Consider the following 24,794-nt stretch of genomic DNA (forward strand, 5'->3'; position numbering starts at 1 on the left):
TGGTGCTTTGGGGGATTTACTTATTTTTTGAGCTTTTGAGGGCTGTTTTTAGAAATCAAGTTTTGTCAATGCTCTGGGATTTTTCAAACAGCCTCGCTGCCATGTTTCCACCTTTGTCTATTTTAGATATAATCTCATGACCCACTATGGCTGATGCACCAAAGCCTATCACAAAAGTCAGTATGTAAAAGTAGCCTATAAATCCCGTAGCGTAAAAAACGGACTTTCTGGCTTCTTTTGCATCAGGAACTGTATAGAATCTCATGAGTATGTGAGGAAGCCCAGCGGTGCCAAACATGAGAGCCAAACCTAAGGATACCGCATCCCAAGGATTAGCAACTAGTCCTCCAGGCATGAGTACTTTGTCTCCGTACTTCTGCGCAACGCTTGAAAACAGTGCGTTGGGACTAAAGCCAAACTGCGCAAGAGCCAAAAGAGCCAAAAAGGTAGCACCACCCAAAAGAAGAATCGCTTTAATGATCTGTACCCATGTGGTAGCGATCATTCCGCCAAAAAGCACATAAGCTATCATAATGGCACCTACTATAACCACCGCTAACTCGTAGGGTAGCCCAAACATTAGCTTTATTAGACTACCAGAGCCCACCATCTGAGCTATTAGGTAGAGTATTACAGTAGATAAGGCACCCAGAGATGCGGATATCCTTACGGGTTTTTGGGAAAGCCTGTAAGCCACTACATCTGCAAAAGTGTACTTACCAAGATTTCTCAGCTGTTCCGCTATCAAAAACATCACTATAGGCCAGCCTACCAGAAAACCTATGGAATAAATAAGTCCATCATAACCTTTCAGAGCAACAAGACCTGCTATGCCTAAGAAAGATGCAGCACTCATGTAATCGCCTGCTATAGCCAATCCGTTCTGAAAACCCGATATACTCCGACCAGCTGCGTAAAACTCTGTGGTAGTCCTTGTTCTCTTTGCAGCCCAGTAGGTTATTCCAAGAGTTATAGCTACAAAGAGGAAAAAGAAAAATATGGCTACTGCATTGGGTTGTCCAAGGGTTGTTTGTGGCATGGCTTACCTCCTCACCTTATTTTTTATTTCCTCTACTGCCTTATCATAAAAGGCATTTGCCCAAAACACATAAACTCCCGTTAATAACCAAGAAAGTACTATTATGGCAATACCAATGGGTATACCTACTGTTAAACCTTCAGTTATTTTTTGACTAAGCAGTTCCTTTTTAAAAGCTAAAACGAATATAAATCCAAAATACATAATTAATTCAATCGCAGTCAAAAGCATAGCTATTCTGTTCTTTTTTGATGCGAGCTCCTTAAACTCTTTTGTTTCAAGTATTTCTTTCATGGCAAACCTCCTCTTTAAATTGTATGATTTATTTTACAAATTTTTTGAATTTTGTCAAGAATATAAGATTTTTTGCATATAAAAATGGATTATTTTTGTTTTTCAGTGGATAATACTTATCAATACAAACAAAAATGATTGATAAATGTCATAACTTTTTTATAGAACTTACTTCCTGTTTTCTAAGGACTTTTCAAGGGAAATCTCGTCTGCAAACTCAATGAAACTGCCAAACTGCAGTCCATAGGATATCCTCGTTATCTTCAGATGGTGGAATTGTTTTCTTAGTAATTTTATAATGTAATTGGCTGTTGCCTCACCTTCCACGTTTGGGTTAGTTGCTATTATAACTTCCTTAGGTTTGTATTTCTCTATTCTTTCAAGAAGTTTATCTATGCTAAGGTCCTGTGCAGATATGCCTTCCAGCGGTGCTATCCTGCCACCTAAGATGTGATAAACACCTGTGTATCTTTCAAGCTTTTCTATGGCATAAGCATCCTGAGACTCCTCAACTACGCATATGAACTTTTTACTGCGTTTACTGTCAGAACATATGGCGCACACATCTCTATCTGTTAGTATCCCACATTCAGAACAATTTTTAATACTTTTTACCAAGTTTTGAAGCGTATCCACTATAAGGGTCCTATCCTCAGATGGAACTTTAAGAAGGTTATAAACAAACCTGCTTGCACCTCTTTCGCCGTAAGTGGGTATTTTGGTTATACTCTCTATGGCTTCTTTGATGGGCTTTGGGAAGACATCTTCAAAAGCCAAGCATATCCTCCGTATCTTTCATCTTTCCCTCTCACCCCTTATGAACTCTTCTACCATCTTTCTTGCTTGAAAGTCTGGATACTGCACGGGAGGATGTTTCATGGTGTAAGCACTGATGGAATACAATGGTCCACCTATTCCTCTGTCTCTTGCGAGCTTACAGCATCTGATGGCATCCATCATGGAACCAGCGCTATTAGGAGAATCTTCTACATCAAGCTTTAGCTCTACATACATGGGAACATCACCAAACTGCCTGCCTTCTATTCTTATGTAAGCTATCTTTCTGTCCTTTAGCCAAGGTACCCAATCAGAAGGTCCTATGTGTATGTCATACTCACTTATAGGATAAGGGATCAGAGAGGAAACAGCCTCCGTTTTGGATTGTTTCTTCGTTTTGAGCCTTTCTCTCTCCAACATATTAAGGAAGTCTGTGTTGCCACCAAAGTTAAGTTGGTAAGTTCTCTCTATCTTTACACCTCTGTCTACAAAAAGTTGAACAAGAGACCTGTGAAGTATGGTAGCCCCTACTTGAGACTTTATATCATCTCCTACTACTGGAATACCTTCTTTTTCAAACTTTTCAGCCCATTCTGGATCAGAGACTATAAAGGTAGGCATACCGTTGATAAAAGACACACCCGCTTTTAAACAAGCTTCCGCATAAAACCTTGCAGCTTGCTCAGAACCTACTGGAACATAGTTAATCAGTATCTCAGCTCCAGTTTCTTTCAAAACGCTTACCACATCTTCAAGTTCATCCTCTTTTTCTTCCGCAAGCACAAAACTTCTCTCTGGTGGATAGTGTTTCATGTGCTCCGCAAAGCCATCAAGAATTTTCCCCATCCTGACTTTTACGCCTGTTTTAGGAATGTCCCTTTCAAAAACAGCGGTGCAGTTAGGCGGTGAGAATATAGCTTCTGATAAATCTCTTCCTACCTTACGAGCATCAATGTCCCAAGCAGCAACTATCTCAATATCATAGGGTTTGTACCCCCCCACATCTTCAAACATAAGACCGTTCACATTAGCATTTTGATTTTTTTTATAATAGTAGATACCTTGAACAAGGGAGCTTGCACAATTGCCTACTCCTGCTATGGCAACCCTTATTTTCTTAGACATTTCTACCTCCAAAAGCAAGCAAACCTTATAATATTATAACTGATGATAAAGGTTCTTATAGTCTTGTACGCAAAGCTCGTGGAAGACAACGGATTGGTAAGTAAACTGGAAAAAGAATTAAACCTTCTGAAGAGGTTTGTAGGTCCAGATAGCCTTTACGCAGTCATAACATCAGAGATGAAGCACCTATTTGACAAGTTTCCAGAACTGGTTTTTTTGAGAAACGATAAGGGAACACTTCTTTACGGAATATACAAGGGTTTGAGAAAACTCAGAGGACACGATGTGCTTGTGCTTGATGGCAAAGAATTTATCACCAAAGAAAAAATACTAAATTTCATAAGCCAAAGACGAAAGAATCTATTAACAGCAGAGAAGTGTTGGAAAGGCATAGCTCTACTGAGGCTTATAGACTTGGACTATATAATTAGAACTATGGAAAAGTTTATAAATGAAGAGATGGACTTTCTGGATGTAATGAGGTTGGTAAAAGAAGAATACGGTATAGATTATGAGGTTTTACAGGAGGTTTGACATGGACGAGATAACTGTTGGAAAGTATACGGTAAGAACAGACAGGTATTACACTAAGGACCACGAATGGGCTCTTATCAAAGGGAACAAAGCGTGGATAGGTATAACAGACTATGCTCAGAAAGAACTTGGGGACATAGTTTATGTTGATCTACCTTCTGTGGGGCAAAGCTTTGAAAGCGCAGACACCATTGCCAACATAGAATCCGTTAAAAACGTGGCACCCGTATATGCACCTTTGTCTGGAACGGTTGTGGAAGTTAACGAACAGCTCTTAGATGAGCCACACCTTATAAACGAATCACCATACGACGATGGATGGATAGTGGTGCTTGAACTTTCTGACCCCATGGAGGTAGAAGACCTTATGCCTGCACAGGATTATGCTGAATTGCTTGTTGAGATAGTAAAAGAGGAAAAGGGAGAAGATGTATCCCTTGAGATACCAGAAGAGGAGATCACCCCAACCATGGAAGAATCCCTTGAAGCACTTCCCGAAGAGGAACACCCTTATGAGGAAAGGTAATGTATATACCCCACTCAAAGGATGATGTGCAGAAAGCCTTAGAACAACTTGGGCTTTCATCTTTAGATGACCTCTTTTCCCACATAGACCTTCATCTTTTAGAACCTCCCAGCTTAGGACCCCCTATGACTGAGGAGGATGTAAGGAGGTATTTTAAAGAAATATCAAAAAGAAACAGGGAACTTGTGTGTTTTGCGGGGTTTGGAGCTTACGACAGGATCATACCATCTGCCATATGGCAGATACTTAGCAGGGGAGAGTTTTTAACCGCATACACACCCTATCAGGCAGAAGCGTCCCAAGGTACACTTCAGGCTATTTTTGAATATCAAACCCTAATATGCGAGCTTACGGGTATGGATGTGGCTAATGCAAGTATGTACGATGGTGCCTCAGCCTTGGCATCTGCCATCCTTATGGCAAGAGCTATAAAGAGTAAAGGAAGTAGGGTCCTACTTTCAGAAGGTATAAACCCTCTCTACAGGGAAGTTGTAAAGACTTACCTTTTGGGCTATCAGGATGAGATTAACATAGTACCTCTTCAAGAGGGAGGATATACGGACATAGATGTGCTGGAGGACCTTCTTAAAAAGGGTGAAGTTCATGCGGTAGCGGTGCAGTATCCTAACTTCTTGGGTTTTATAGAACCTTTGGAAGAAATAGGAAAAATAGTAAAGGGCTATCAGGTACCCTTTGTGGTAGTTGCGGATCCTATAGCTCTTTCTGTACTTAGACCTCCGGGAGATTATGGAGCGGACATAGTGGTTGGTGAAGGACAACAGATGGGACTGCCTCTAAACTTTGGTGGTCCATATGTGGGTTTTTTCGCGGTAAAGACAGAGCACTTAAGGAAAATGCCGGGAAGACTGGTAGGACTTGCAGAAGATGTGGATGGAAAGAGGGCTTTTACCCTTGTGCTTCAGACAAGGGAACAGCACATAAGAAGGGAGAGAGCCACATCAAACATATGCACAAACCAGAACCTTATGGCTCTTGCTAACCTCATATATATGGTCCTTTTGGGAAAAGAAGGTATGAGAGAAGTTGCAAGGCAAAGCATTTCAAAGGCTATGTACCTAAAGGGCAAGCTTGTCTCCTTGGGATTTGAGGAATTATACAAAGGAAAACATCTGTGGGAGTTTCCCCTAAGGAAAGAAAAGGTTTTGGATCTTCACAAAAGACTTCTTGAAAAAGGCTATATGTTTGGAGTACCTTTGGAGAAGTTTGGCTACAGAGACACTCTTCTTTTGGCAATTACAGAGAAAAGAACAAAAAGAGAGATGGACGAGCTTGTTCATCTCGTTAAGGAAGAGTTATAATAATATATAGGCGGTGTAGCTCAGCTGGTTAGAGCGGAGATCTCATAAGTCTCAGGTCGGAGGTTCGAGTCCTCCCACCGCCATTAATCTACACTTATCTTCTTTTGCATACGGTACATGTTTATGATTTCTTCTACTGTATTAGCATCTTCTGGTTTTTTGTCCGTTCTTATAAAACCCACCGCTCTTGGAAACCTTAGAGCAAAGCCGGGTTCTTCCATAGTCCTTCCTGCAGTGTGCAATGGAGACCTTGTTATTTCATCAGCAGTCAAAGTTATCACATATTTGGGCTCTACCCAAACATCTGCATCAAGCAAAGAGTCAACCCTCGCATGTCTGTGTGGCAGTTTTATCTGGTCCAGCATGTTTTTTAGTCTTATCCACTCGTCCTCTGTAAAACCTGAACCCACTTTACTTATGGTTTTGAAGGTATCTGTCTTAGGGTCATATACCGCAGTTAGCAACGCACCTATGCCGAGCTTTGCCCTTGCCCCTTTCCCATAAAAGTAGCCCACTATCACCACATCTATGGTATCTGCCAAAGAGCCTCTGTAGCTTCGCTTTAGCTTTATCCAATTGAAGTTCCTTGAACCCGCAGTGTAAGGTGCATCAAGCCTTTTTGCTATTATTCCTTCTAAGCCTCTTGCCACAACATCTTCAAAGAACTTCTCTATCTCTTTGGCACTGTCCGTTATAAACATCTCAGACTTAAGAAGGACAGAATTTTCGGGTAGTATCTCTTCTAACTTTTTTCTGCGCTCTATGAAAGGCTTCTGTGTGTAGTCTTCACCCTCTATGTAAAGCAGGTCAAAAACAAATAGCTTTAGGGGATACTCCTTGGCATACTCATAAACGCCGTACTTCCTTTTTCTCTGTATAGTGATCTGAAAAGGATAGAACTCACCGGTCTCTTCGTTATAAGTTATGGCTTCTCCTTCTATTATCACCTCATCCTGCTTTATGTTTTCCCATATAGCCTGCTTGAGGTCTGGGAACATTTCCGTCATTCTTTCTAAGTTCCTTGAGTATATCTCTATGTCTTTACCTTTTTTATGCACCTGAAGTCTAAAACCATCGTATTTAGCTTCCACCGCACACCTACCCATACGCTTTATAATTTCCTCTGCGCTTGCAACTCTTTCTGCTAAAGCCATCCTGATGGGATAACCTACCTGCACCTTGAAGTTTCTAACACCTTCTATGCCTTTTTGCACAAGCACCTTTGCAACAAGCCCAAGGTCAGAGCAGAGGTTATAAGCTCTCTCTATGTCTCCTTTGTAGTCCTTACTTCCAGCAAGACTCGTCAAAGCCTCTATGATAGTAGCATCTCCTACACCCAGCCTTAGCCTTCCCATAATGATCCTCGCAACATACTTGGCTTCAAGGTTTGAAAGGCCCTTGAGAAGGCTCATTATTCTAAGAACCTTATCTTTTGTACCTCTGGTTGTTGCTATGTCCAAAAGTTCGTCGTAAACCTGTTTAACGCTTAGCCCTTTACCTTCCCAATTTACAAGTTCAAAAGCAGTCTCTCCCATATCCCCTTTTGATTTGTAGAGGCTCTCCACTTGAGATGCCCTCACACCGCACGCCTTAGACAGAGCTTCTATCATCAACTTTTCTGAAACTCCCATCTCTATACCTTTGAAGGGTGGGAGTATCTCACCAAGCGTAAGATAAACCATCTTGTCTATGTCTTCGTTGGTGGCTTTGCTGAACATCTGCATCAGTATGCTGGACATCTCTAACCTGCTTGTGGTACTCTCAAGCATCTGAAAGTATTGAGAAAGCTCTAAGAACTTCATCAAAAAACATTATAATTAAATTCTCGTAGTATGTTTGTGGATAAGGTCAAGATATATGTCAAGGCGGGAGATGGGGGTGATGGTGCGGTAGCTTTTTTGAGGGAAAAATACAAGCCTTATGGAGGACCAGCAGGAGGTGATGGCGGAAAAGGCGGTGATGTGATCTTAATAGCTACCTCAAAGAAACTAACACTGTATGACTTTAAATACAAAAGGCACTTTAGAGCTCCCAATGGGGAAAGGGGAAGAGGGAAAAACCAGCACGGAAAAGATGCTGAGGATCTTATACTGGAAGTTCCCATAGGTACTGTGGTGATGGATGCCCAAACGGGCCAAGTCATCTGTGATCTTACAGAGGAAGGACAAAGGTGCATAGTTGCAAAAGGAGGTAAAGGTGGCAGAGGCAACGCGCGTTTTGCCACACCCACAAACCAAGCACCCAAATACGCAGAAAAAGGTCAAAAGGGTGAAGAAAGATGGTTGTTGCTGGAACTCAAGCTCATAGCGGATGTAGGTATAATAGGACTTCCCAATGCGGGAAAGTCCACACTCATATCCAAGTTAACCAAAGCAAGACCCAAGATAGCAGACTACCCATTCACCACCCTATCTCCCGTACTGGGAGTTATGGAGCTTGAAGATGCAAGCAGAATAGTGTTGGCAGATATACCAGGTCTTATAGAAGGTGCTTCTCAAGGAAAAGGATTGGGACTTGAGTTTCTAAGGCACATAGAAAGAACAAAGCTTTTGCTACACCTTGTAGATGTATCAGACCAAAGACAAATGGAACCTTTGGAAGCCTTTAAGATAGTCAATTCAGAAATGGAAAAGTACAATCCTGAACTTTTAAAGAAAAAACAGATAGTAGTTGGCACCAAGATAGACATTCTTTCTGATAGAGAAATACTCAATGACCTCAAAAGAGAGTTTGAAAAGATGGGTTATATGTTTATCCCTGTATCCTCCATCACAGGTGAAGGTATGGACACCTTAAGAAAAGTTATAATAGAACAAATCAAAGGAGGGAAAGATGAACCCTTGGGAAATGCTTGAAGAGTTCCCTTTGCAGATAAGAAGTGCAAAGGTTGAGAGCTTAAACATGGAAGGTTATAGAGGCATAGTCTTTAGCGGTATGGGTGGCTCTGGCATAGTGGGAGACTTGGCAAAGACCTTGCTTGAAAAGCATGACACACCTATACCAGCATTGTCCCTTAGAGGTTATACCCTTCCACCTTATGTGAAGGAAGGCTGGTTGGTTTTTTGTATTAGCTACAGTGGAAACACAGAAGAGACCCTAAGTATAGCTCAATCGGCTTTAGAAAGAAGTATAAAACCCATATGCATAAGCTCAGGTGGAAAGCTTATGGAACTTGCTTTAAAGGAAAACCTACCTCACTTTTCTTTACCTGAAGGCTACCCCCCTCGCTATGCCTTGGGCTACATGCTGTCAATAGTACTTTCCCTTTTGGGTGTAAAGGATCCTCTTGAGAGCTGTAGTTCCTTCTTGAAAGAAAAGAAAGAAGCTATAAAGGAGGAAGCAAAGAAGATAGCACAGTCCTTTGAAGGGTATGTGCCCGTAGTTTATGCCACACAAACGCTTGAATCAGTAGCTTTTAGGTGGAAAACTCAGATCAATGAAAATGCAAAGACCCTCTGCTATACCGCGGTCCTTCCAGAGCTACATCACAATGAGGTGGTAGGACTTGATAATCCCATAACCAGAAATGTGTGCAGTTTTCTCTTAATGTTTGACCCAGAAGAACACCCAAGAGTTATAAAGAGGGTTCAGATAACAGAAGAGATTCTAAGAGATTTTGGAGTTGTTCCAAAAGTCATAAAAGGAGAAGGTGAGAGCTTCCTGCACAGGATTTTATACCTTGTACATCTTGGAGACTGGGTAAGTTTGTACCTTTCGGAACTTTATAAGTACGACCCACTGCCCGTAAAAACTATAGACCTTATTAAAAGCAAACTAAGTGTATAATTCTTTTCGCCATGGAAATCCAATGGTTGATTTTCGGTGGCTTAGTTTTTCTTGCCCTTTTCCTTGATCTTTTTGTGTTTCACAGAAAGCCTCATAAGGTTTCTGTAAAGGAGTCTTTACTCTTTTCTGCCTTTTGGGTGCTTATAGGCTTAAGCTTTGGTGTTTATGTGTGGCACGCAAAGGGAGAGCAAGCATTTGTGGAATACATTACAGGCTACCTTTTAGAAAAAGCCCTCAGTTTGGATAACATCTTTGTTTTTATTCTGATCTTTTCCTACTTTCAGATACCAGAAGAATACAGACATAAAGTGCTTTTTTGGGGAGTTTTTGGAGCTATAGTTATGCGAGCCATATTTATATTTGCGGGAATAAGTTTGATAGAGCGCTTTGATTGGATCAATTACATCTTTGGACTTATTCTTATAATATCTGCAGTAAAACTTCTATCTACGGAAGATAAAGCATTCAACCCAGAGGATACCCTCGTTTACAAAATAGCCAAAAGGCTTCTGCCCATGCGACCAGACCTTCAAAGGGGAAAATTTTTTGTCAAAGAAGGTAGAAAAATATACGCCACACCCATGTTTTTGACCTTGATCTTTGTGGAAAGTTCGGATTTAATGTTTGCTATTGACTCTGTGCCAGCCATACTCTCCGTCTCCAAAGACCCTTTTGTGGTTTATACTTCCAACATCTTTGCCATATTGGGCCTTAGGTCTTTGTACTTTGCTGCATCTGCAGTCTTAAGTCTCTTTCACTATCTACATTACGGACTTGCCTTTATACTTGGATTTATCGGTGTAAAGATGTTAATATCGGACTTTTACCACATACCCGTTTTTGTATCCCTCCTACTTATAGTAAGTTCCATACTCCTTTCCATACTGGCATCTCTTGTTAAGAAAAAGCATGATTGAGTGTTTCGTGTTGGTTGGTGGTGAAAGCAGGAGGTTTGGTGGGGACAAAATCCTGTTTCCCATAAAAGGAAAAAGGTGCGTAGAGTACATCATTGACGCACTAAAGTGTGTGTGCGATGAGGTGCTTTTGGTAGGAAAAGACCCTTCAAAGTACTCTTCGTTGGAATTGAAGTTTATTAAAGATATTCTTGTAGATCAGGGCGCTCTGATCGGCATATATACCGCTCTGAGGAGCGCCAAGACTGACAGGGTTCTCATAGTAAGCGCTGATATGCCCCTTATAAAGCCATCTGTTATAAGGCATCTCCTTGATAACTACAGAGAACCCATCACCATATACTGCGTAAAAGGAAAACTCTACCCCCTTCTTGGCATATATGCTCGCAGTGTTTTGAAAGACCTTGAAACATACATTCAAAGAGGAAACAAAAAAGTGATAGAATTCATTAAAAAAGTAGGCTATCACTGTATAACAGAAGAAGAAGTTTTGCAGTTTGACCCTGAGCTTCACTCCTTTATAAACATGAACACAAAGGAAGACCTGCAAGCTATATTAAAGATCATGAGCACGATAAAGTTGAAAGTGAGCGGGATGACTTGTGAGCACTGTGCCAGCATGGTGAGAAAAGCCCTGCTCTCAGTTGAAGGCGTAGAGGACGCTAAGGTTAGCCTTGAAAAAGGTGAAGCTGAAGTGATCACCTACAAAGATGTACCCATTGAAAACCTAAAAAAGGCAGTAGAAGAGTGGGGATACAAGGTCGTAGGTGAGGTTTGAAGAGTTAAAAAAGCATCTTGAAGGTCTGGAGCTTATTGGCAGAGGATGGAGAAGTTATGTCTATAGAGCCATTTATAACGATAAAGAGGTTGCTATAAAGGTAGCAAAAGATAGACATCTAGAAAAGGCTATAAGGAAAGAGGCAGACATCTTAGAGAGATTAAAGGGTATAAAGAGCTTTCCTCAGATACTTGTGAGAGGAGAAGATTTTTTTATGTACGAGTTTATAAAGGGTGTGCCCTTTGAAAAATGCACCTTGGAAGAAACAAAAAAGATAGAGATATTCTTAAAAACTCTTGAACTTGCTTATCTTCTTGACAGTATGTGTATATCAAAGGACGAATTTCAAAAACTTGATAAAAACCTGCTTGTAGGTGAAGACGGGGATGTTTATCTTATTGACTTTGAAAGGGGCAAAGTTTCGTGTAAAAGAAAAACAAACTTACCTCAACTGATACAACTCTTTGTCAGAGAAGGCTATTTACCTTTAGAGAGAGCCATAGACCTTGGAAAGTCTTACAAAGAAAGACCAGAAGATGTGTTCCATGAGTTACAAAAAATCCTTACTGAGCGTCTATCAAACCCTTCTTGATCTTTACGGATACCAAAATTGGTGGCCCATTGATGCTGAGTATCACAGGCTCATAGGTACAGACCCAAGGGAAGAGATAGTTATATCTGCAGTGCTTACCCAAAACACAAGTTGGAAAAATGTGGAAAAAGCCCTTGAGAATATAAAAAGGTATGGTATCTTATCCCTTGAGTTTATAAGAAGTTCCGATGAAAAGACTATACAGGAGCTTATAAGGCCTGCAGGTTTTTACAGGCTCAAGGCACAAAGACTAAAAGAGGTGGCAGTCTTCTTGAATCCTGTAGATAAAGTAAAACACGTAAAACGCCAAGATCTATTAAAAGTAAAAGGTATAGGCAGAGAAACCGCAGATGTAATTTTACTCTACGCCGGAGAAAGGCTACACTTTGTGGTGGACAAATACACTCAGCGCTTTATGGAAAGGTTTTATGGGATTAAGGGTAATTATGAGAGCCTCAAGCATTTCTTTGAAGAACATCTACCTAAAGACATAAAAATCTATAAAGAATTTCACGCTTTAATAGACGAGCATGCAAAAAAATACTGTAGGAGCAGTCCTATCTGTAAGGACTGCCCCCTAAAAGATGTTTGTATTAGTGCAAGCCCATCCTTTTGAGTATCTTTGCTCTCCATACCCATATGAGCACACCCATAACCACAAGATACGCTATTGTGGCTATTCCCATAAGGGTTCTCTTTGCCTTTTCGGAAGGTGGTGGTTCTGACACAGACCTTAGGTAAGAGATGATCTTGGCTGTCTCTTCTGGCCTTCCTGTCATAACTGCAGGCATGGATGTGCCAGGTAGAACTTTTTGAGGTTCAAGGATAAAGTTAAACAGGTACTCTTTACCTCTTGCAATGTACATAGTAGAAAGGTCTGGAGGCACCTTACCAAAGGATTCTTTTAGTTGAGAGAGCTCTGTATAGAAGGCGCTTTCATACACATCCTTAGGTAGCACTTTCCCGTACTGCTCTTGAAGGGCTTTTAGATTAGGGTTTGCTTGTACTGCAGAAGGGTAAACTGCGTCATACCTAACAGAATGGCACGCCTGACAGTTTTGCTCAAATAACTGTTTACCTTCTTTTGCATATCTCTCATCTTCCGCTATCTTTTGGTACTGCACTGGCATCTCGTAGGTTTCGTGAGGTGCAAACACATTATTTATCCATATTATGTAAAAGAAGGCAAGAGTCAGAAGTGTAAAAAATGCAATCTTTATCATGTTTTATCACCTCCTCTGGCTTTGTACCAGCCCCACTCTATGATGGATATTATTGGTAGTGATAAGAAGAAGGAGAAGAGCCCAGCAGTGAAAGCCAAACCTAACATGGCGTTGGTAGGTGTAGGAGGCATGGTACCCAAAATAGTCAGAGCCATTGCGGATATAACTAAAACTATGTACATAACGAAAAATAGGGGTCTTCTCCTTGCGCTTTTATACGGGGAGAAGTCAAGAAAGGGAAGTAGCAGTAGTAATAGCAGAATTAGGTTAAAGGCTATAAAACCGAGAAACTTGCTGGGAATAGACCTAAATACCGTATAGAAAGCTAAAAGATACCATTCAGGAGCTATATGAGGAGGAGTTTTAAAAGGGTTTGCAGGTTCAAAGTTATCAGGTGGCAAGAAGTGATGCATGTAGAAAAACACGAAGAAGAAAAATACTGCCAAGTATCCCATTACATAAGCACCCTCTTTCAGAGTCATGTAAGGATGGAAAGGAACGCCTTCCTTCTTTTTGTCTATCTCTATACCTTCTGGATTGGATATGCCTGCAGCTCTAACAAGGTAAAGGTGAAGGCTTACCAAACCTAAGAGTATAAGAGGTAAAAGCCATATGTGAAGCCCGAAAAACCTTCCGAGGGTTATCTGTCCAAGTTCGTATCCACCTTTCATCCAAACGGATATGGTTTCACCCAAAGCTCCTGGAATGGCTGTTGGTATTTCTGTAGTGACCACCATACCCCAGTAAGATAGCTGTCCCCAAGGTAGTAGGTAGCCAGAAAGAGCGGTCATCAGGAGGACGAAGAAGATAAACCAGCCCACTATCCAGGTGAGTTCTCTCGGCTTTTTGTAAGCGTTATAATAGATACCCGTAAACATATGCAAGTAAACGAGAGCTAAAAAGAAGTTTGCTCCTGCTGCATGAACATGCCTTATTAACCACATAAAGGGTACTTCTTTCATGATGGTGTAGTTGGCACTGTCAAAGGCAGTGTGAACATTAGGCTGGTAGTACATAGTGAGAAATATGCCAGAGATGATCTGTATGGCAAAGGCTATAAGGGCCATAACTCCAAAGGCGTAAGGGAAGGTTAAGTTTTTGGGCACTTTGTAATCAACCATCTGGGACTGCCAAAGCTCACTTATGTGTGTTCTTTCATCTATCCACTTTCCTATTCTTCCCAGCATTCCTCAACCTCCTTAAGTTTGTTCTTTGATAAAACCTGGCTCACCTATCACGAGTTTGTTTCCTTGGAGGTTTTGAGGGGGAATGTGTAATGGCCTGGGTGGAGGACCAGCTATGTTATCACCCCAAGGCGAGTAGAACCCTCCATGACAAGGACAGTGGAAGACAGGGTATTTATACTCCGCTTCTCCCTGTGGCTTCCAGAGGGGTATACAGCCAAGGTGCGTACAGACTGCTATGAGAGCGTAAGCATTATGTCCCTCAAGAAGCTTCCTGTTATTATCCTCTTTGGTAGTGCCGTTCCACTGAAAGTTTGCCGGCAGATGCACCACAAAGACAGGTTTACCCTTCCAAGATACTACCCTTACATTACCTTCTGGTATCTGGGATATGTCCACTTCCACCTTTGCACCCGCTAAGGATGCAGCGCTTGGAGCGAGGGTCTTTATTATGGGATAAAGCACTCCTACAACCCCAACGACCCCCAGTCCACCTATGGCAAAACCGATTAGATCTCTCCTTGAGGCTTCCATAGTATTACCTCCTGAGCGTATTCATAACAGATTAATTATATCACTAAAGAACAAAAGAGATAAAAGGAGTTTTTAATACTTTTTATTTCAGATAGAAATTCTTATATAATTATAAGAGCTGTCCTTATTAAAGTTCTTAGGAGGTTGAGTTATGAGCAAGCATGTAGTAGTACTAGGTGGTGGAATAGGAGGTATAGCTACAGCTTATAACCTTAGGAAACTGGATAAGAATCTGCGGATCACTGTAGTGTCTGGGAGACCTTACTTTGGTTTTACACCTGCCTATCCTCACTTGGCACTCGGTTGGAGGAAATTTGAAGATATTACCGTACCCTTAGCTAATATCCTTCCAAAGCACGGTATAGAGTTTATCAATGAGAATGGTGAAAGCATAGACCCTGATGCAAACAAGCTGAAAACTACAGGTGGCAAGGAAATACACTACGACTACTTGGTGATAGCTACAGGTCCCAAGCTTGTTTTTGGTGCGGAAGGTCAAGAGCAGTACTCCACTTCTGTATGTACTGCGGAGCACGCCATGGAACTCAACAAAAAGCTTGAAGATTTTTACAAAAACCCAGGACCTGTAGTAGTTGGTGCTATACCCGGAGTTAGCTGTTTTGGTCCTGCATACGAGTTTGCCTTTATGCTTCATTACGAACTAAAGAAAAGGGGGTTAAGGCACAAAGTACCCATAACATACATTACTTCTGAGCCTTATGTGGGACACATGGGTTTAGGTGGTGTAGGACCTTCCCGTAGGCTAATGGAAGACACCATGGCAGAGAGAAGCATAAGTTATGTAGCCAATGTCAAGATAACCAAGGTAGAGCCTGATAAAGTAATCTACGAAGACCTTGAAGGAAAGACTTACGAAGTCCCTTGCAAGCTTTCCATGATCATGCCAAGGTTTATGGGACCAGAGGTAGTTGCATCCGCAGGAGATAAAGTGGCAAATCCTGTCAACAAGATGGTTATAGTAAATAGGTGTTTCCAGAATCCTACATACAAAAACATATTCGGTGTAGGTGTAGTAACAGCCATACCACCAGTGGAGCAAACACCTATACCTACAGGAGTACCAAAGACAGGTATGATGATAGAACAGATGGCTTTAGCGGTTGCCCATAACATAGTAAGTGATATAAGAAATTCAGCAGACAGGTATGCACCAGAGCTTTCTGCCATATGCATAGCGGATATGGGTAGTGATGCTATGGGGTTCTATGCATCTCCCGTTATTCCGCCGAGGTCTGTTGTGAAGTATAAAAAAGCTCTATGGATGCACTGGATCAAATCCGCTTTTGAAAAGTACTTTATGTGGAAGGTAAAGACAGGAGATGTGGCACCTTTCTTTGAGGAAAAGATGCTTAGCTTAATTTTTGGCACCCATCCCATACATGTCTGTAAGGACTGTGCGGGTTCTCCTGGTTCTGCTTGCTAATCTTTGCTGAGATAAACCACGGAGGTGCCCGCGCCTCCCTCTTTTGGATAACCTTCTCTGTGGAAAACTACAAGATCAGAAGACGAAAGAAACTCCTCAACAGTCCTTTTCAGTACTCCGTGCCCGTGTATAACTTTTACGCTTTTTATACCCATCTTGTGCGCTTCTTCCAAAAATAGCTCTAACTTCCGAAGTGCTTCATCTACAGACATACCTATAAGGTTTATCTCTGAAGGAAGGCCCCTCCTTATTTCAAATCCTGCCAAACTTTCTTCTTCCTTTTTGGGTGGTGGTTCTGACTTCTTGAGGTCTTTTAGACTAACCCAAGCTCTCACACCACCAAAAGATACACCCGCTTTATCTTCTTTTATCTCCAAAACCCTTCCCCTTGAACCCATAAGCTCTACCCAGTCTCCCACTTTTATCTCTTCCTTTTTTAGCCTTCTTTCTATGTCTTTTCTCTTTTCCTTTACAAAATCCCTGAGCTTTTGCCTTTCCTTTGCGCTCCTTAGGAACTCTTCGCCCTCTTTCATAAGCCCCTTGAGATACTCCTGTGCTTCTTTTAAAACGCTTTCCCACCCTTGCTCCTTCTGTCTTTCAAGCTCATAAAGAAGTAGTTCCTGCTGTTTTTTGAGCTTTTCTAACTCTAACCTATCCTGTTCAAGCTCTTTAAGCTTTTCCTGATACTCCCTTATATAGTTCTCTAAGTTTTCCCTTGCGGTGATGTATTCCCTAGAACCTTCAGGAAGGTTTTCCTGTGCTATCCTTAGTATCTCATCTGGTATTCCACAGCGCTTGGCTATTTCAAGAGCCATGCTTTCACCTATGGTGTTGTAGACTATAGTATAGGTAGGTTCCAAGCTTTCCTTATTAAAGGACACACTGGCTGGTGTGTAGTAGTCCGAATTTATAGCATAGAGCTTTATGGGCGTGTGATGGGTGGTAGCAAACACGTAAGCTCCTTTTTTACGCAGATACTCCAAAAGCCCTATACCTAAGGCTGAACCTTCCAAAGGATCCGTGCCTGCTCCCAGCTCGTCAAGGAGCACCAAAGATTTGTCATTCACCATGGGTAAAAAGTCCACTATGTTGGATATGTGGGCAGAAAATGTAGAGAGATTTTGTTCTACGCTTTGCTCGTCTCCTATGTCAGTGAATATATTTTCAAAGATGGGCAGTTGGCTATTTTCTTCTGCTGGCACTGGTAGGGCACACTGAAACATAAGGGCACAGAGTCCAAGAGTTTTAAGGGCTACAGTTTTACCCCCTGTGTTGGGACCCGTCAAAAGTAAGCCTCTTCTCTCGGAAAGCACTATGTCTATTGGAACCACGCTCTCTTTTAAGAACACAAGTATTGGATGCTTGACGGACTTGAGTTCTATGTTGTCACCTAACTTTATTAGCTTACCACCTGACAATTGGGCGAACTTAGCAACTGCCTTCAGAAAATCCACCTTTAAAAGAGTTAAAAAAGCATCGTGTAATCTGCTGGAATGCTCCCCTATGTAGGAGGTGATCCTTCTTAGTATTCTCTTTACTTCATCTTCCTCTTCGCTCCTTAAAGTTATGAGCTGATTGTTTAACTCTACTACATTGTGAGGCTCTATGTATGTAGTAAAACCTGATGAAGATGTTCCGTGAACTATGCCTATGATCTTCTTAGCTTCTGTTGTTTTTACAGGCAGGACATACCTGTTGTTCTTGAAAGCTACAAATCTATCAGAAAATATACTGTTTGCATCTGGTCTCAAAAGCAAGCTTTCAAGCCTTTTCATGATCTCCTTTTCTACACTTCTGATCCTTTGTCTTATTCTACTTAGCTCTTCGCTTGCTGAATCCTTTACAAATCCCCTTGGATCTATTGAAGACTCTATAACACTTTCTAAGCTTGAGAAGAGATGCAGATTTTTAACTAAGGCTTGAAGGTTAGGATACTCACCTACATGACTTCCCAAAGCTTTTCTTACCTCTCTTATAAGCTTCATAACCTTTAAAAGAGAGAGCACCTCCTCCACACTCAAGAGGGCATCTTTTATAGAGGATCTCTTTATGAGCTCCTCTACATCATCAAAAGGATAGATGGGCACGCTTTCCTCTACCTTCATAAAGTCCCGAGTGATGTTTATCTCACTTCTTAGGTGTTCTGGGTCTTTTATGGGTCTTATCTTGTCTACAAACCTTTCTGTAGCCTTTGAATGGACAAACTCTTTTATTTTCTCTAATATCTTAAAAAAATCTAACCTTTCTAAGTCCCTTTCCCTCATTCAGAAAAGAATGATCAATTACAAAAGGTTCTTCTTCTTTAGAGCTTTGAGCAGTCTTTTCCTTGCCGCTCTTTCCTTTCTCTTCTTCTTTTCACTGGGCTTTTCATAGAACTGCCTTCTTTTTACCTCTGTGAGTATGCCTTCCTTCTCTACGATCCTTTTGAACTTTTTTAGCACTTTCTCGAAAGATTCGTTTTCACCAACTTCCACTATAGCCAACTAAATCACCTCCACAAATTATTATACCACACTTTGTTTTGCAAGCAAGGCAAGGTCAAACACCTCATCAAGATTGCTCACAAAGTGGAGAGTCATTTTGTCCCTTACATACTCAGGTAGATCTTCAAGCACCTCATCTTTGTTCTTTTCTGGGAGTATCACCTCGTATATACCCGCCCTTTTTGCTGCGAGTATCTTTTCCTTTAGCCCCCCTACGGGAAGGACCCTACCCCGCAGAGTCACTTCCCCCGTCATAGCCACATCCATTCTAACAGGCCTTTCGGTAAACAGAGACACAAGTGCTGTAGCTATGGTTATGCCGGCAGAAGGACCATCCTTTGGGACCGCACCTTCCGGTACATGTATGTGTACATCAAAGTTAGAAAAAACTTCAGGGTCTATACCGTAATCTTCCGCTTTGGATTTTATATAAGATAATGCCGCTTGAGCGGATTCCTTCATAATATCACCCAAAGAGCCTGTAAGTATCAGATTCCCTTTGCCCTTAAATTTGGTAGCCTCTATGAGCATAATCTCGCCACCCACTTCCGTCCAAGCAAGCCCCACCGCTATTCCTATCATGGGATGTTCTTCTTTTTCTATGTATCTTTTTGGCACGCCAAGGTAAGCTTTTACGTCCTGAGCGCTTACTTCAAAAGGTGGCTTTTCCCCCTTGAGCTTTTTGAGAGCCAACTTTCTGAGAATGCTTCCCAAATACCTCTGTAGGTTTCTAACTCCTGATTCTCTTGTGTAGCCTCTTATGACCTCAAGTATAGCACCCTCTTGGAATATCACTTCCCCTTCTTTGAAACCGTGAGGTGGTAAAAGCTTAGGTAATAAATGCTGTTTTGCTATAAATACTTTCTCTTCTTCCGAGTATCCCGAGAGGCTTATAACTTCCATTCTGTCCAGTAGAGGTCTTGGAATAGTGTCTATCCTGTTAGCTGTGCATATGAAAAAAACATCAGAAAGATCAAAGGGCACACCTATGTAGAGATCCACAAAGCTCTTGTTCTGTTCTGGATCAAGAACTTCCAAAAGTGCCGCTGCAGGATCCCCCTGAAAAGATATGGATATCTTATCCACCTCGTCCAACACTATCAGAGGATTTTTTGTACCTACCTGCTTTATTGCCTGTATAATTCTGCCGGGCATAGCACCCACATAGGTCCTCCTGTGCCCCCTTATCTCCGCTTCATCTCTTATACCTCCTAAGGAGATCCTGACGAATTTTCTACCTAAGGATTCTGCTATGGACTTTCCCAGGGATGTTTTGCCCACACCCGGAGGACCTACAAAACACAAAATCTGAACCGCTGACTGCTTGCCTTTTGTAAGTTTTTTAACCGCTAAGTATTCAATGATCCTCTCCTTGACCTTCTCAAGGTTATAGTGATCCCTGTCTAATATAAGCTTTGCTTTTTCAAGATCATACCTGTCCTTTGTCTTTTTGTTCCAAGGTAAATCTAATACCCAATCAAGCCATGTCCTTAAAACTCCTGCTTCTGCAGAATCAGGATGAAGTTTTTCTAACCTATTTATCTGCTTTTCTATCTCTGCCCTCACAGACTTTTCAAGCTTTAATCCGGAGAGTTTTTTCCTGTACTCTTCTATCTCTGCCTTCCTCTCATCACCTTCTCCTAACTCTTCTTGTATGGCTTTGAGTTGTTGTCTCAGGAAGTACTCCCTTTGCTCTTTTTCCATCCTCTCCCTTGCTATGTTTCTTATCTTGCTTTGTACTTCAAGTAGTCCCACTTCGTTAAGGGCATACTGATGCACCATTTTTAGTCTTTCTCTTGGATCTATGGTTTCAAGTATTGCCTGTGCTTCTTTGGACTTTATGTCAAGTATGGACGCTGTCAGGTCTGCAAGTTTTCCAGGGTCCTCTATGTCCCTTATAAGCATAAGAAGGTCAGGAATTACTTGCTTTCCCAAAGATACCGCTCTATCCAAAAGCTCTTTAAGTGAACTCATATAACCTTTATCCTCTTTTGTGAGCTCTTCTGGGGGAATGTGTTGGTCCTCTATAGGTTCAACTAAGGACAGGTAGTAGCCTTCATCTTTTTTATAGCTTTTAAGTCTTGCTCTTTTTATACCTTGTACTAATACTTTTAGTCTCCCTTCTTCTATGGGTGCAGTTCTGATAATGTGGGCTATGGTTCCTATTTGGTAAAGGTCTTTCTCTTCTGGCTCTTCTACATCTCTGTCTTTCTGAAGCACAAGGAATATGAGTCTGTCTCTCCTTAGTGCCTCTTCTATTGCTCTTATGGAAAAACTCCTACCTACAAACAGAGGCATCACCATGGTGGGAAACACCACAAGATCCCTCAAAGGCATGGTGGGAATCTCAAAGCTTCCCTCTGGAATCTGCGGTATCTTTATAAGCTCTTCTCCTATCATCTGATCTCCTCTAAGAAGATATCACACTTACCTTTGAGCATGATCTCTTTTATATTAGCATCTTTTACGAGATTTTCTATGTTCCTGAAGAAGGTTATTCTTGTATGTCTGTGAGCGTTTATTATGTTTTTTATGGCTTCTACTGCCTTATCAAGAAAGTCATTTACTACTATATAATCAAAGTGTCTCGCACAAGCTATCTCCATCTTCACCTTTTGTTCTCTCTCCAGTAAGTTTTTATCCCTATAACCTCTTGTAATGAGCCTTCTTTTTAGCTCTTCAAGAGACGGAGGAAGCAGAAATATAAGGATGCTTTCTGGAAGTTTTTCCCTTATACTTTTTGCACCCTGAACATCTATCACCAAAAGGGCATCTTTGCCTTGTTTTAGTATTTTCTCTACCTGCTCTTTAGGAGTGCCGTAGTAGTTGCCGTACACAAGAGCGTACTCAAGGAAAATACCTCTCTTTATACCCTCTTCAAACTCTTCTTTTGTCATAAATATGTAATCCACACCTTCTACCTCACCCTCCCTCTTCTGCCTTGTGGTGGCGGTTATGACCTTTTTTACATTATGAACTTCACTCACGAGCTTTTCCGCAACAGTAGTTTTACCTGTCCCTGAAGGTGCAGAAAGCACAAACAGATGGCCCATATAAGAGATTTTAACAAAAGAATAGAAATCCTATGTTCCCTTCAAGACTTAAAGTTCAGTCTTCTGTGTATGGCAAGATAAGGAGGCGTTCTGAAAGGGAGCATTCTCTTCACAAAGTAGTAGCGTGCTATGTGATAGCTGGTGTCAAAGCCGTAAAAGTTAAGCTTCATCTTCTCAAGTTCCTCCTCTCTGTAAGCAGAAAGAGGTTTTCTCATTTCATCTATTACTCTTTCCTCTTTCTTTCTTTTTATAAATACTTCGTAATCGCCACAGGACAAAAAGTTATAAAGCCACTTTTTGAGCTTACTTTTAAACTCTTCAGGCGTCTTTCCAAACACACCGTCTATGAGTCCTATTTGGTAAGCTTTCTTTGAGCTTATAGGCATTCTGTTTTCCATAATTTCCTTTCCCCTTTCCCAACCTACTCTTTTGGGAAGGGTGTAAGTCCAAAACTCTGAACCGTAAAGGTTTCCTATGTTCTTATAATGAGGATTTAAAGCTACCCCTTCCCTTGCAAAAACCAAATCACAGGTAAGAGCCAAGAAAACACCACCTGCACCTGCGTTTCCTTGCATACCGGCTACCGTAAGCTTATCGGTGGTTCTGAGTATCTCCTCGCAAAGGTCATCCATAGCGTTTATGTTCCTCCAAGATTCATCTGCAGGACTTTCTGAGGCTTCTATGGTGTTAAGGTTCATACCGTTTGAGAAAAAGTCCTCTTGCCCAAGAAGTACTATAGCCTTTACAGGTCTCTTTTTGGCGTACCTTACAGCTTCTAAGAGTCTTTCACACTGCTCTGTGGACATGGCTCCGTTGTAGAAATTAAAGGTTATGTAAGCAACATGATCCTCTTCCTGATACACCACTTCTCTATAAGTTTCAAAATCTACACTCTCCCAAGGCTTTAGAGATTCTTCTTTTACTCCCTTTAGAAGCTCAAAAGGTAGCACCCTTACCGCAGGTAGCTTTATAGAACCCTTTTCCCTCTTTCTCATATGGGTGATCCAGACAGCACCGTCCAGAGTGGCTATACATATTGCTTCATCTCTTACGGCTAATATTCTTCCCGGTGAACCTTTTAATTCAGCTTCCGGATAGGCATTGAAAAGGTAGTATTCATCATCACCCAAAAGTGTTAATGCACCTGGTTGAGTATCTGAGGCATAAACCTTTTTAAGCACATCTTGGGTTCTATCCCTTTGCCAATCTATCCTCCTGTAGGTTTGTTCCATGTAAGGGTTCCACTCGTGCTGTATCTGTGGCTTTTTGTGGATTTTTCCATTATTAAAACCTTCCAAAGCCTCCAACACGCACTCAACCGCTCCCTCTGTTATTTCATTCCTGTAAATGCTTGACTTTCTTGCCCTTCTCATAGGGAAAATTCTCCAAGCCCAAACATCTCCTGCGTCATACTCCGGACTCGCCTCAAGAAGGGTCACTCCCCATTGGCTAATACCTTTGAGTATAGCCCAGTCAATAGCGGATGGACCTCTGTCTCCTGGGGGTCCTGGATGGATTATAAGCGTCAAGTACCTTTTCCAAACTTCCTCAGGTATCATTCTCTTCAGGAAGGGTGCTATCACAACATCAGGTTTATAAAGTTCTACCGCCTCTATCATGAGATCTGGGTGAACATCTAACTCAACGGAAACTTCATGCCCTCTTTCTGTAAGCTCGCAGTAGAGCCTTTGGGAAAGAGAGTTAAACCTATGACACAAGAAGAGTATACGCATAGCTCACATCCTTTTATACTTAAAGTACGCCGCACAAGCTCCCTCTGAAGACACCATACAAGAACCTAAGGGATTGGAAGGTGTACATACAGTTCCAAAAAGCTTGCAGTCCGTTGGAAGTGCTACACCTCTTATAACCTTGCCACATATACAGGCAGGATGCTCCTTGGGTTTAGGCAATTCAACGATAAACCTTCTTTCTGCGTCAAAATCCTCGTATGACCTTCTTATTTTTAGAGCGCTGTAGGGTACTATTCCTAAGCCTCTCCATTCAAACTCCTTCCTGAGTTCAAAAACTTCTGACACTAGTTTTTGAGCCTTTGAGTTCCCTTCGTAAGACACAAACCTGGTGTACTGGTTTTCTACCACTGCTCTCCCTTCTTTTATCTGTCTTACTATCATGTAAACGGATTGCATCACATCAACGGGCTCAAATCCAGATATGACTACTGGCTTTTGAAACTCTTCTGCAAAGTAATGATAAGGTTTAGTACCTATTATGACGCTCACATGTCCTGGTCCTATAAAGGCGTCTATCCTTACCTTTCCTATCTCTCTTATTTCTGGAGAGTTGAGTATGTACTGGATGGCAGCAGGAGTTATCACATGGTTGCAGACTACGGAAAGGTTCTTAAGACCCATGTCCTTTGCCTTCTGAATAAGTACGGCGGTTTGCGGTGTTGTGGTCTCAAAGCCTATGGCAAAGAATATAACTTCCTTTTGGGGATTTTCCTGAGCTATCTTAAGAGTATCAAGACAAGAGTAGACCATTCTTACATCGTATCCTTCTGACCTAAGGTTTAGTAAACTTTTTCTGTTAGAACCTGGGACTCTCAGTAAGTCTCCGTAAGTACAAAGCACAGTGTTTGGAATTTTTGCCAACTCAATAGCAAGGTCTATCCTTTGCATAGGCATGACACACACAGGACATCCCGGACCGTGAACGAACCTAACATATCCCTTTAAAAGCTCGTCTATGCCGTACTTCATAATGGAATGGGTGTGTCCACCGCAAAACTCCATTATGTAAACTTCTCTTCCGAGTTTTTCTATATCCTCCTTTATCCTTCTTTCAAGAGCTTTAACCTTAGCTTCGTCTTTGAACTCACTCCTTATATTAATCTGTACCGTGCTCATAGCTTTCCTCCATGCTAAGTATCTCCTCAAACAGTTCTAAGCTTTTGAGCGCAGACTCCTCATCAAGCTTCTGTATGGCAAAACCCACATGTATTAAAACCCAATCGTTTTCTTTGACAGGTTCTTGCATGAGCTCAAGGGATACAACCCTTTTAACACCCATTGTGTCAACTAAGGCTGTTCCGTCATCTCTTACCTCAACCACCTTTGACGGTATAGAAAGGCACATGCCACACCTCCTTAAACGAACACTTATTCATAATATAGTGCTTCCCTCTTTCTTTGACAAGTTAGAAATTGACGAGCATCTTTATACTTT

At 41.5% G+C, this 24,794-nt stretch carries 25 protein-coding genes and 1 tRNA gene; 11 read left to right on the top strand and 15 right to left on the bottom strand.

All coding sequences use genetic code 11. The features are described 5' to 3' along the window. Positions 1 to 55 precede the first annotated feature (55 nt). The 4 genes from CP948_RS06640 to CP948_RS06655 form a co-directional block, all read right to left on the bottom strand. Positions 56 to 1,039, bottom strand: coding sequence for a sodium:solute symporter family transporter (locus tag CP948_RS06640; RefSeq protein WP_245810110.1), 984 nt, complete (start codon positions 1,037 to 1,039; stop codon positions 56 to 58). A gap of 3 nt (positions 1,040 to 1,042) precedes the next feature. After that, the gene (locus CP948_RS06645) at positions 1,043 to 1,333 is read right to left on the bottom strand and encodes a DUF485 domain-containing protein (RefSeq protein ID WP_096602640.1); all 291 of its coding nucleotides are present in this window, start codon (positions 1,331 to 1,333) and stop codon (positions 1,043 to 1,045) included. A 168-nt stretch (positions 1,334 to 1,501) separates the two neighbouring features. Continuing rightward, positions 1,502 to 2,110, bottom strand: a complete 609-nt coding sequence (gene recR / locus CP948_RS06650; protein WP_096602643.1) for a recombination mediator RecR — start codon at positions 2,108 to 2,110, stop codon at positions 1,502 to 1,504. Positions 2,111 to 2,128: 18 nt separating this feature from the next. Next, positions 2,129 to 3,235, bottom strand: a complete 1,107-nt coding sequence (locus CP948_RS06655) for an inositol-3-phosphate synthase (protein ID WP_180764101.1) — start codon at positions 3,233 to 3,235, stop codon at positions 2,129 to 2,131. A 42-nt stretch (positions 3,236 to 3,277) separates the two neighbouring features. Here CP948_RS06655 and CP948_RS06660 point away from each other — a divergent pair, with 42 nt between their 5' ends. The 4 genes from CP948_RS06660 (at position 3,278) to CP948_RS06675 (ending at position 5,697) form a co-directional block, all read left to right on the top strand. Continuing rightward, positions 3,278 to 3,769: a hypothetical protein gene (locus CP948_RS06660; protein WP_096602645.1), complete on the top strand. Its 492-nt coding sequence runs from the start codon at positions 3,278 to 3,280 to the stop codon at positions 3,767 to 3,769. Continuing rightward, a complete protein-coding gene (gene gcvH / locus CP948_RS06665; protein ID WP_245810111.1) occupies positions 3,747 to 4,295 on the top strand; it encodes a glycine cleavage system protein GcvH in 549 nt (182 codons plus the stop codon). Before CP948_RS06660 ends, gcvH begins: the two co-directional genes overlap by 23 nt. Beyond that, positions 4,295 to 5,614: an aminomethyl-transferring glycine dehydrogenase subunit GcvPA gene (gene gcvPA, locus CP948_RS06670; RefSeq protein WP_096602649.1), complete on the top strand. Its 1,320-nt coding sequence runs from the start codon at positions 4,295 to 4,297 to the stop codon at positions 5,612 to 5,614. Before gcvH ends, gcvPA begins: the two co-directional genes overlap by 1 nt. 9 nt (positions 5,615 to 5,623) lie before the next feature. Beyond that, positions 5,624 to 5,697 (top strand) — tRNA-Met (locus CP948_RS06675). On the opposite strand, the gene CP948_RS06680 is transcribed toward CP948_RS06675, so the two are convergent. After that, a complete protein-coding gene (locus CP948_RS06680; protein ID WP_096602652.1) occupies positions 5,698 to 7,416 on the bottom strand; it encodes an ATP-dependent DNA ligase in 1,719 nt (572 codons plus the stop codon). It abuts the tRNA gene before it with no gap. Between the two features lie 30 nt (positions 7,417 to 7,446). On the opposite strand from CP948_RS06680, the gene obgE reads away from it, so the two are divergent. From obgE to CP948_RS06710, 6 genes are read left to right on the top strand one after another with little or no spacing between them, the layout of a single operon-like run. Beyond that, positions 7,447 to 8,469, top strand: a complete 1,023-nt coding sequence (gene obgE, locus CP948_RS06685) for a GTPase ObgE (RefSeq protein ID WP_096602654.1) — start codon at positions 7,447 to 7,449, stop codon at positions 8,467 to 8,469. Beyond that, positions 8,447 to 9,400 (top strand): bifunctional phosphoglucose/phosphomannose isomerase, encoded by a 954-nt coding sequence (locus tag CP948_RS06690; protein ID WP_096602656.1) that lies wholly within the window; start codon positions 8,447 to 8,449, stop codon positions 9,398 to 9,400. Before obgE ends, CP948_RS06690 begins: the two co-directional genes overlap by 23 nt. Positions 9,401 to 9,411: 11 nt before the next feature. After that, entirely contained in the window at positions 9,412 to 10,317 is a 906-nt protein-coding gene (locus tag CP948_RS06695) for a TerC family protein (RefSeq protein ID WP_096602659.1), read from the top strand. Beyond that, positions 10,310 to 11,092 carry a molybdenum cofactor guanylyltransferase MobA gene (mobA, locus tag CP948_RS06700; RefSeq protein WP_096602662.1) on the top strand — a complete coding sequence of 261 codons (783 nt, stop codon included), beginning with the start codon at positions 10,310 to 10,312 and terminating at the stop codon, positions 11,090 to 11,092. The genes CP948_RS06695 and mobA overlap by 8 nt, the downstream gene beginning before the upstream one ends. Further along, positions 11,082 to 11,684: a serine/threonine protein kinase gene (locus CP948_RS06705; RefSeq protein WP_096602664.1), complete on the top strand. Its 603-nt coding sequence runs from the start codon at positions 11,082 to 11,084 to the stop codon at positions 11,682 to 11,684. Before mobA ends, CP948_RS06705 begins: the two co-directional genes overlap by 11 nt. Continuing rightward, the gene (locus CP948_RS06710) at positions 11,638 to 12,300 is read left to right on the top strand and encodes an endonuclease III domain-containing protein (protein WP_096602666.1); all 663 of its coding nucleotides are present in this window, start codon (positions 11,638 to 11,640) and stop codon (positions 12,298 to 12,300) included. The genes CP948_RS06705 and CP948_RS06710 overlap by 47 nt, the downstream gene beginning before the upstream one ends. On the opposite strand, the gene CP948_RS06715 is transcribed toward CP948_RS06710, so the two are convergent. The 3 genes from CP948_RS06715 to petA are packed head-to-tail and all read right to left on the bottom strand — an operon-like array spanning position 12,278 to position 14,625. Continuing rightward, positions 12,278 to 12,907 (bottom strand): cytochrome c1, encoded by a 630-nt coding sequence (locus CP948_RS06715; RefSeq protein ID WP_096602668.1) that lies wholly within the window; start codon positions 12,905 to 12,907, stop codon positions 12,278 to 12,280. The genes CP948_RS06710 and CP948_RS06715 overlap by 23 nt on opposite strands. Continuing rightward, the gene (locus tag CP948_RS06720; RefSeq protein ID WP_096602670.1) at positions 12,904 to 14,094 is read right to left on the bottom strand and encodes a cytochrome b; all 1,191 of its coding nucleotides are present in this window, start codon (positions 14,092 to 14,094) and stop codon (positions 12,904 to 12,906) included. Before CP948_RS06720 ends, CP948_RS06715 begins: the two co-directional genes overlap by 4 nt. A gap of 12 nt (positions 14,095 to 14,106) precedes the next feature. Continuing rightward, complete coding sequence (petA, locus tag CP948_RS06725) at positions 14,107 to 14,625, bottom strand: ubiquinol-cytochrome c reductase iron-sulfur subunit (RefSeq protein WP_096602672.1); 519 nt, start codon at positions 14,623 to 14,625, stop codon at positions 14,107 to 14,109. A 151-nt stretch (positions 14,626 to 14,776) separates the two neighbouring features. Here petA and CP948_RS06730 point away from each other — a divergent pair, with 151 nt between their 5' ends. Then, positions 14,777 to 16,069: an NAD(P)/FAD-dependent oxidoreductase gene (locus CP948_RS06730; RefSeq protein ID WP_096602674.1), complete on the top strand. Its 1,293-nt coding sequence runs from the start codon at positions 14,777 to 14,779 to the stop codon at positions 16,067 to 16,069. Here the strand turns inward: CP948_RS06730 and CP948_RS06735 are convergent. From CP948_RS06735 to CP948_RS06765, 7 genes are read right to left on the bottom strand one after another with little or no spacing between them, the layout of a single operon-like run. Next, the gene (locus tag CP948_RS06735; protein ID WP_096602676.1) at positions 16,066 to 18,333 is read right to left on the bottom strand and encodes an endonuclease MutS2; all 2,268 of its coding nucleotides are present in this window, start codon (positions 18,331 to 18,333) and stop codon (positions 16,066 to 16,068) included. The two genes, CP948_RS06730 and CP948_RS06735, sit on opposite strands and share 4 nt — an antisense overlap. Before the next feature lie 18 nt (positions 18,334 to 18,351). Then, on the bottom strand, positions 18,352 to 18,546 hold the full coding sequence (rpsU, locus tag CP948_RS06740; RefSeq protein ID WP_484496813.1) for a 30S ribosomal protein S21: 195 nt from the start codon (positions 18,544 to 18,546) through the stop codon (positions 18,352 to 18,354). A gap of 27 nt (positions 18,547 to 18,573) precedes the next feature. Continuing rightward, positions 18,574 to 20,952: an endopeptidase La gene (gene lon / locus CP948_RS06745; protein WP_096602678.1), complete on the bottom strand. Its 2,379-nt coding sequence runs from the start codon at positions 20,950 to 20,952 to the stop codon at positions 18,574 to 18,576. After that, a complete protein-coding gene (gmk, locus tag CP948_RS06750; protein ID WP_096602680.1) occupies positions 20,949 to 21,605 on the bottom strand; it encodes a guanylate kinase in 657 nt (218 codons plus the stop codon). Before gmk ends, lon begins: the two co-directional genes overlap by 4 nt. Positions 21,606 to 21,646: 41 nt before the next feature. Further along, a complete protein-coding gene (locus tag CP948_RS06755; RefSeq protein WP_096602682.1) occupies positions 21,647 to 23,338 on the bottom strand; it encodes a hydrogenase maturation protein in 1,692 nt (563 codons plus the stop codon). A 3-nt stretch (positions 23,339 to 23,341) separates the two neighbouring features. Next, on the bottom strand, positions 23,342 to 24,475 hold the full coding sequence (hypD, locus tag CP948_RS06760; RefSeq protein ID WP_096602684.1) for a hydrogenase formation protein HypD: 1,134 nt from the start codon (positions 24,473 to 24,475) through the stop codon (positions 23,342 to 23,344). Further along, positions 24,456 to 24,704 carry a HypC/HybG/HupF family hydrogenase formation chaperone gene (locus CP948_RS06765; RefSeq protein WP_096602686.1) on the bottom strand — a complete coding sequence of 83 codons (249 nt, stop codon included), beginning with the start codon at positions 24,702 to 24,704 and terminating at the stop codon, positions 24,456 to 24,458. Before CP948_RS06765 ends, hypD begins: the two co-directional genes overlap by 20 nt. Positions 24,705 to 24,794 lie beyond the last annotated feature (90 nt).

This window comes from Hydrogenobacter hydrogenophilus, from assembly GCF_900215655.1.
Taxonomy (GTDB): domain Bacteria; phylum Aquificota; class Aquificia; order Aquificales; family Aquificaceae; genus Hydrogenobacter; species Hydrogenobacter hydrogenophilus.

What these genes read in the sequence shown, in the direction of transcription:
- CP948_RS06640 (WP_245810110.1), bottom strand. Translation starts at nt 1,039, where the DNA reads ATGCCACAAACAACCCTTGGACAACCCAATGCAGTAGCCATATTTTTC.
- CP948_RS06645 (WP_096602640.1), bottom strand. Translation starts at nt 1,333, where the DNA reads ATGAAAGAAATACTTGAAACAAAAGAGTTTAAGGAGCTCGCATCAAAA.
- CP948_RS06655 (WP_180764101.1), bottom strand. Translation starts at nt 3,235, where the DNA reads ATGTCTAAGAAAATAAGGGTTGCCATAGCAGGAGTAGGCAATTGTGCA.
- CP948_RS06660 (WP_096602645.1), top strand. Translation starts at nt 3,278, where the DNA reads ATGATAAAGGTTCTTATAGTCTTGTACGCAAAGCTCGTGGAAGACAAC.
- gcvH (WP_245810111.1), top strand. Translation starts at nt 3,747, where the DNA reads ATGAGGTTTTACAGGAGGTTTGACATGGACGAGATAACTGTTGGAAAG.
- gcvPA (WP_096602649.1), top strand. Translation starts at nt 4,295, where the DNA reads ATGTATATACCCCACTCAAAGGATGATGTGCAGAAAGCCTTAGAACAA.
- CP948_RS06680 (WP_096602652.1), bottom strand. Translation starts at nt 7,416, where the DNA reads ATGAAGTTCTTAGAGCTTTCTCAATACTTTCAGATGCTTGAGAGTACC.
- obgE (WP_096602654.1), top strand. Translation starts at nt 7,447, where the DNA reads ATGTTTGTGGATAAGGTCAAGATATATGTCAAGGCGGGAGATGGGGGT.
- CP948_RS06690 (WP_096602656.1), top strand. Translation starts at nt 8,447, where the DNA reads ATGAACCCTTGGGAAATGCTTGAAGAGTTCCCTTTGCAGATAAGAAGT.
- CP948_RS06695 (WP_096602659.1), top strand. Translation starts at nt 9,412, where the DNA reads ATGGAAATCCAATGGTTGATTTTCGGTGGCTTAGTTTTTCTTGCCCTT.
- mobA (WP_096602662.1), top strand. Translation starts at nt 10,310, where the DNA reads ATGATTGAGTGTTTCGTGTTGGTTGGTGGTGAAAGCAGGAGGTTTGGT.
- CP948_RS06710 (WP_096602666.1), top strand. Translation starts at nt 11,638, where the DNA reads ATGAGTTACAAAAAATCCTTACTGAGCGTCTATCAAACCCTTCTTGAT.
- CP948_RS06715 (WP_096602668.1), bottom strand. Translation starts at nt 12,907, where the DNA reads ATGATAAAGATTGCATTTTTTACACTTCTGACTCTTGCCTTCTTTTAC.
- CP948_RS06720 (WP_096602670.1), bottom strand. Translation starts at nt 14,094, where the DNA reads ATGCTGGGAAGAATAGGAAAGTGGATAGATGAAAGAACACACATAAGT.
- petA (WP_096602672.1), bottom strand. Translation starts at nt 14,625, where the DNA reads ATGGAAGCCTCAAGGAGAGATCTAATCGGTTTTGCCATAGGTGGACTG.
- CP948_RS06730 (WP_096602674.1), top strand. Translation starts at nt 14,777, where the DNA reads ATGAGCAAGCATGTAGTAGTACTAGGTGGTGGAATAGGAGGTATAGCT.
- CP948_RS06735 (WP_096602676.1), bottom strand. Translation starts at nt 18,333, where the DNA reads ATGAGGGAAAGGGACTTAGAAAGGTTAGATTTTTTTAAGATATTAGAG.
- lon (WP_096602678.1), bottom strand. Translation starts at nt 20,952, where the DNA reads ATGATAGGAGAAGAGCTTATAAAGATACCGCAGATTCCAGAGGGAAGC.
- gmk (WP_096602680.1), bottom strand. Translation starts at nt 21,605, where the DNA reads ATGGGCCATCTGTTTGTGCTTTCTGCACCTTCAGGGACAGGTAAAACT.
- CP948_RS06755 (WP_096602682.1), bottom strand. Translation starts at nt 23,338, where the DNA reads ATGCGTATACTCTTCTTGTGTCATAGGTTTAACTCTCTTTCCCAAAGG.
- hypD (WP_096602684.1), bottom strand. Translation starts at nt 24,475, where the DNA reads ATGAGCACGGTACAGATTAATATAAGGAGTGAGTTCAAAGACGAAGCT.
- CP948_RS06765 (WP_096602686.1), bottom strand. Translation starts at nt 24,704, where the DNA reads ATGTGCCTTTCTATACCGTCAAAGGTGGTTGAGGTAAGAGATGACGGA.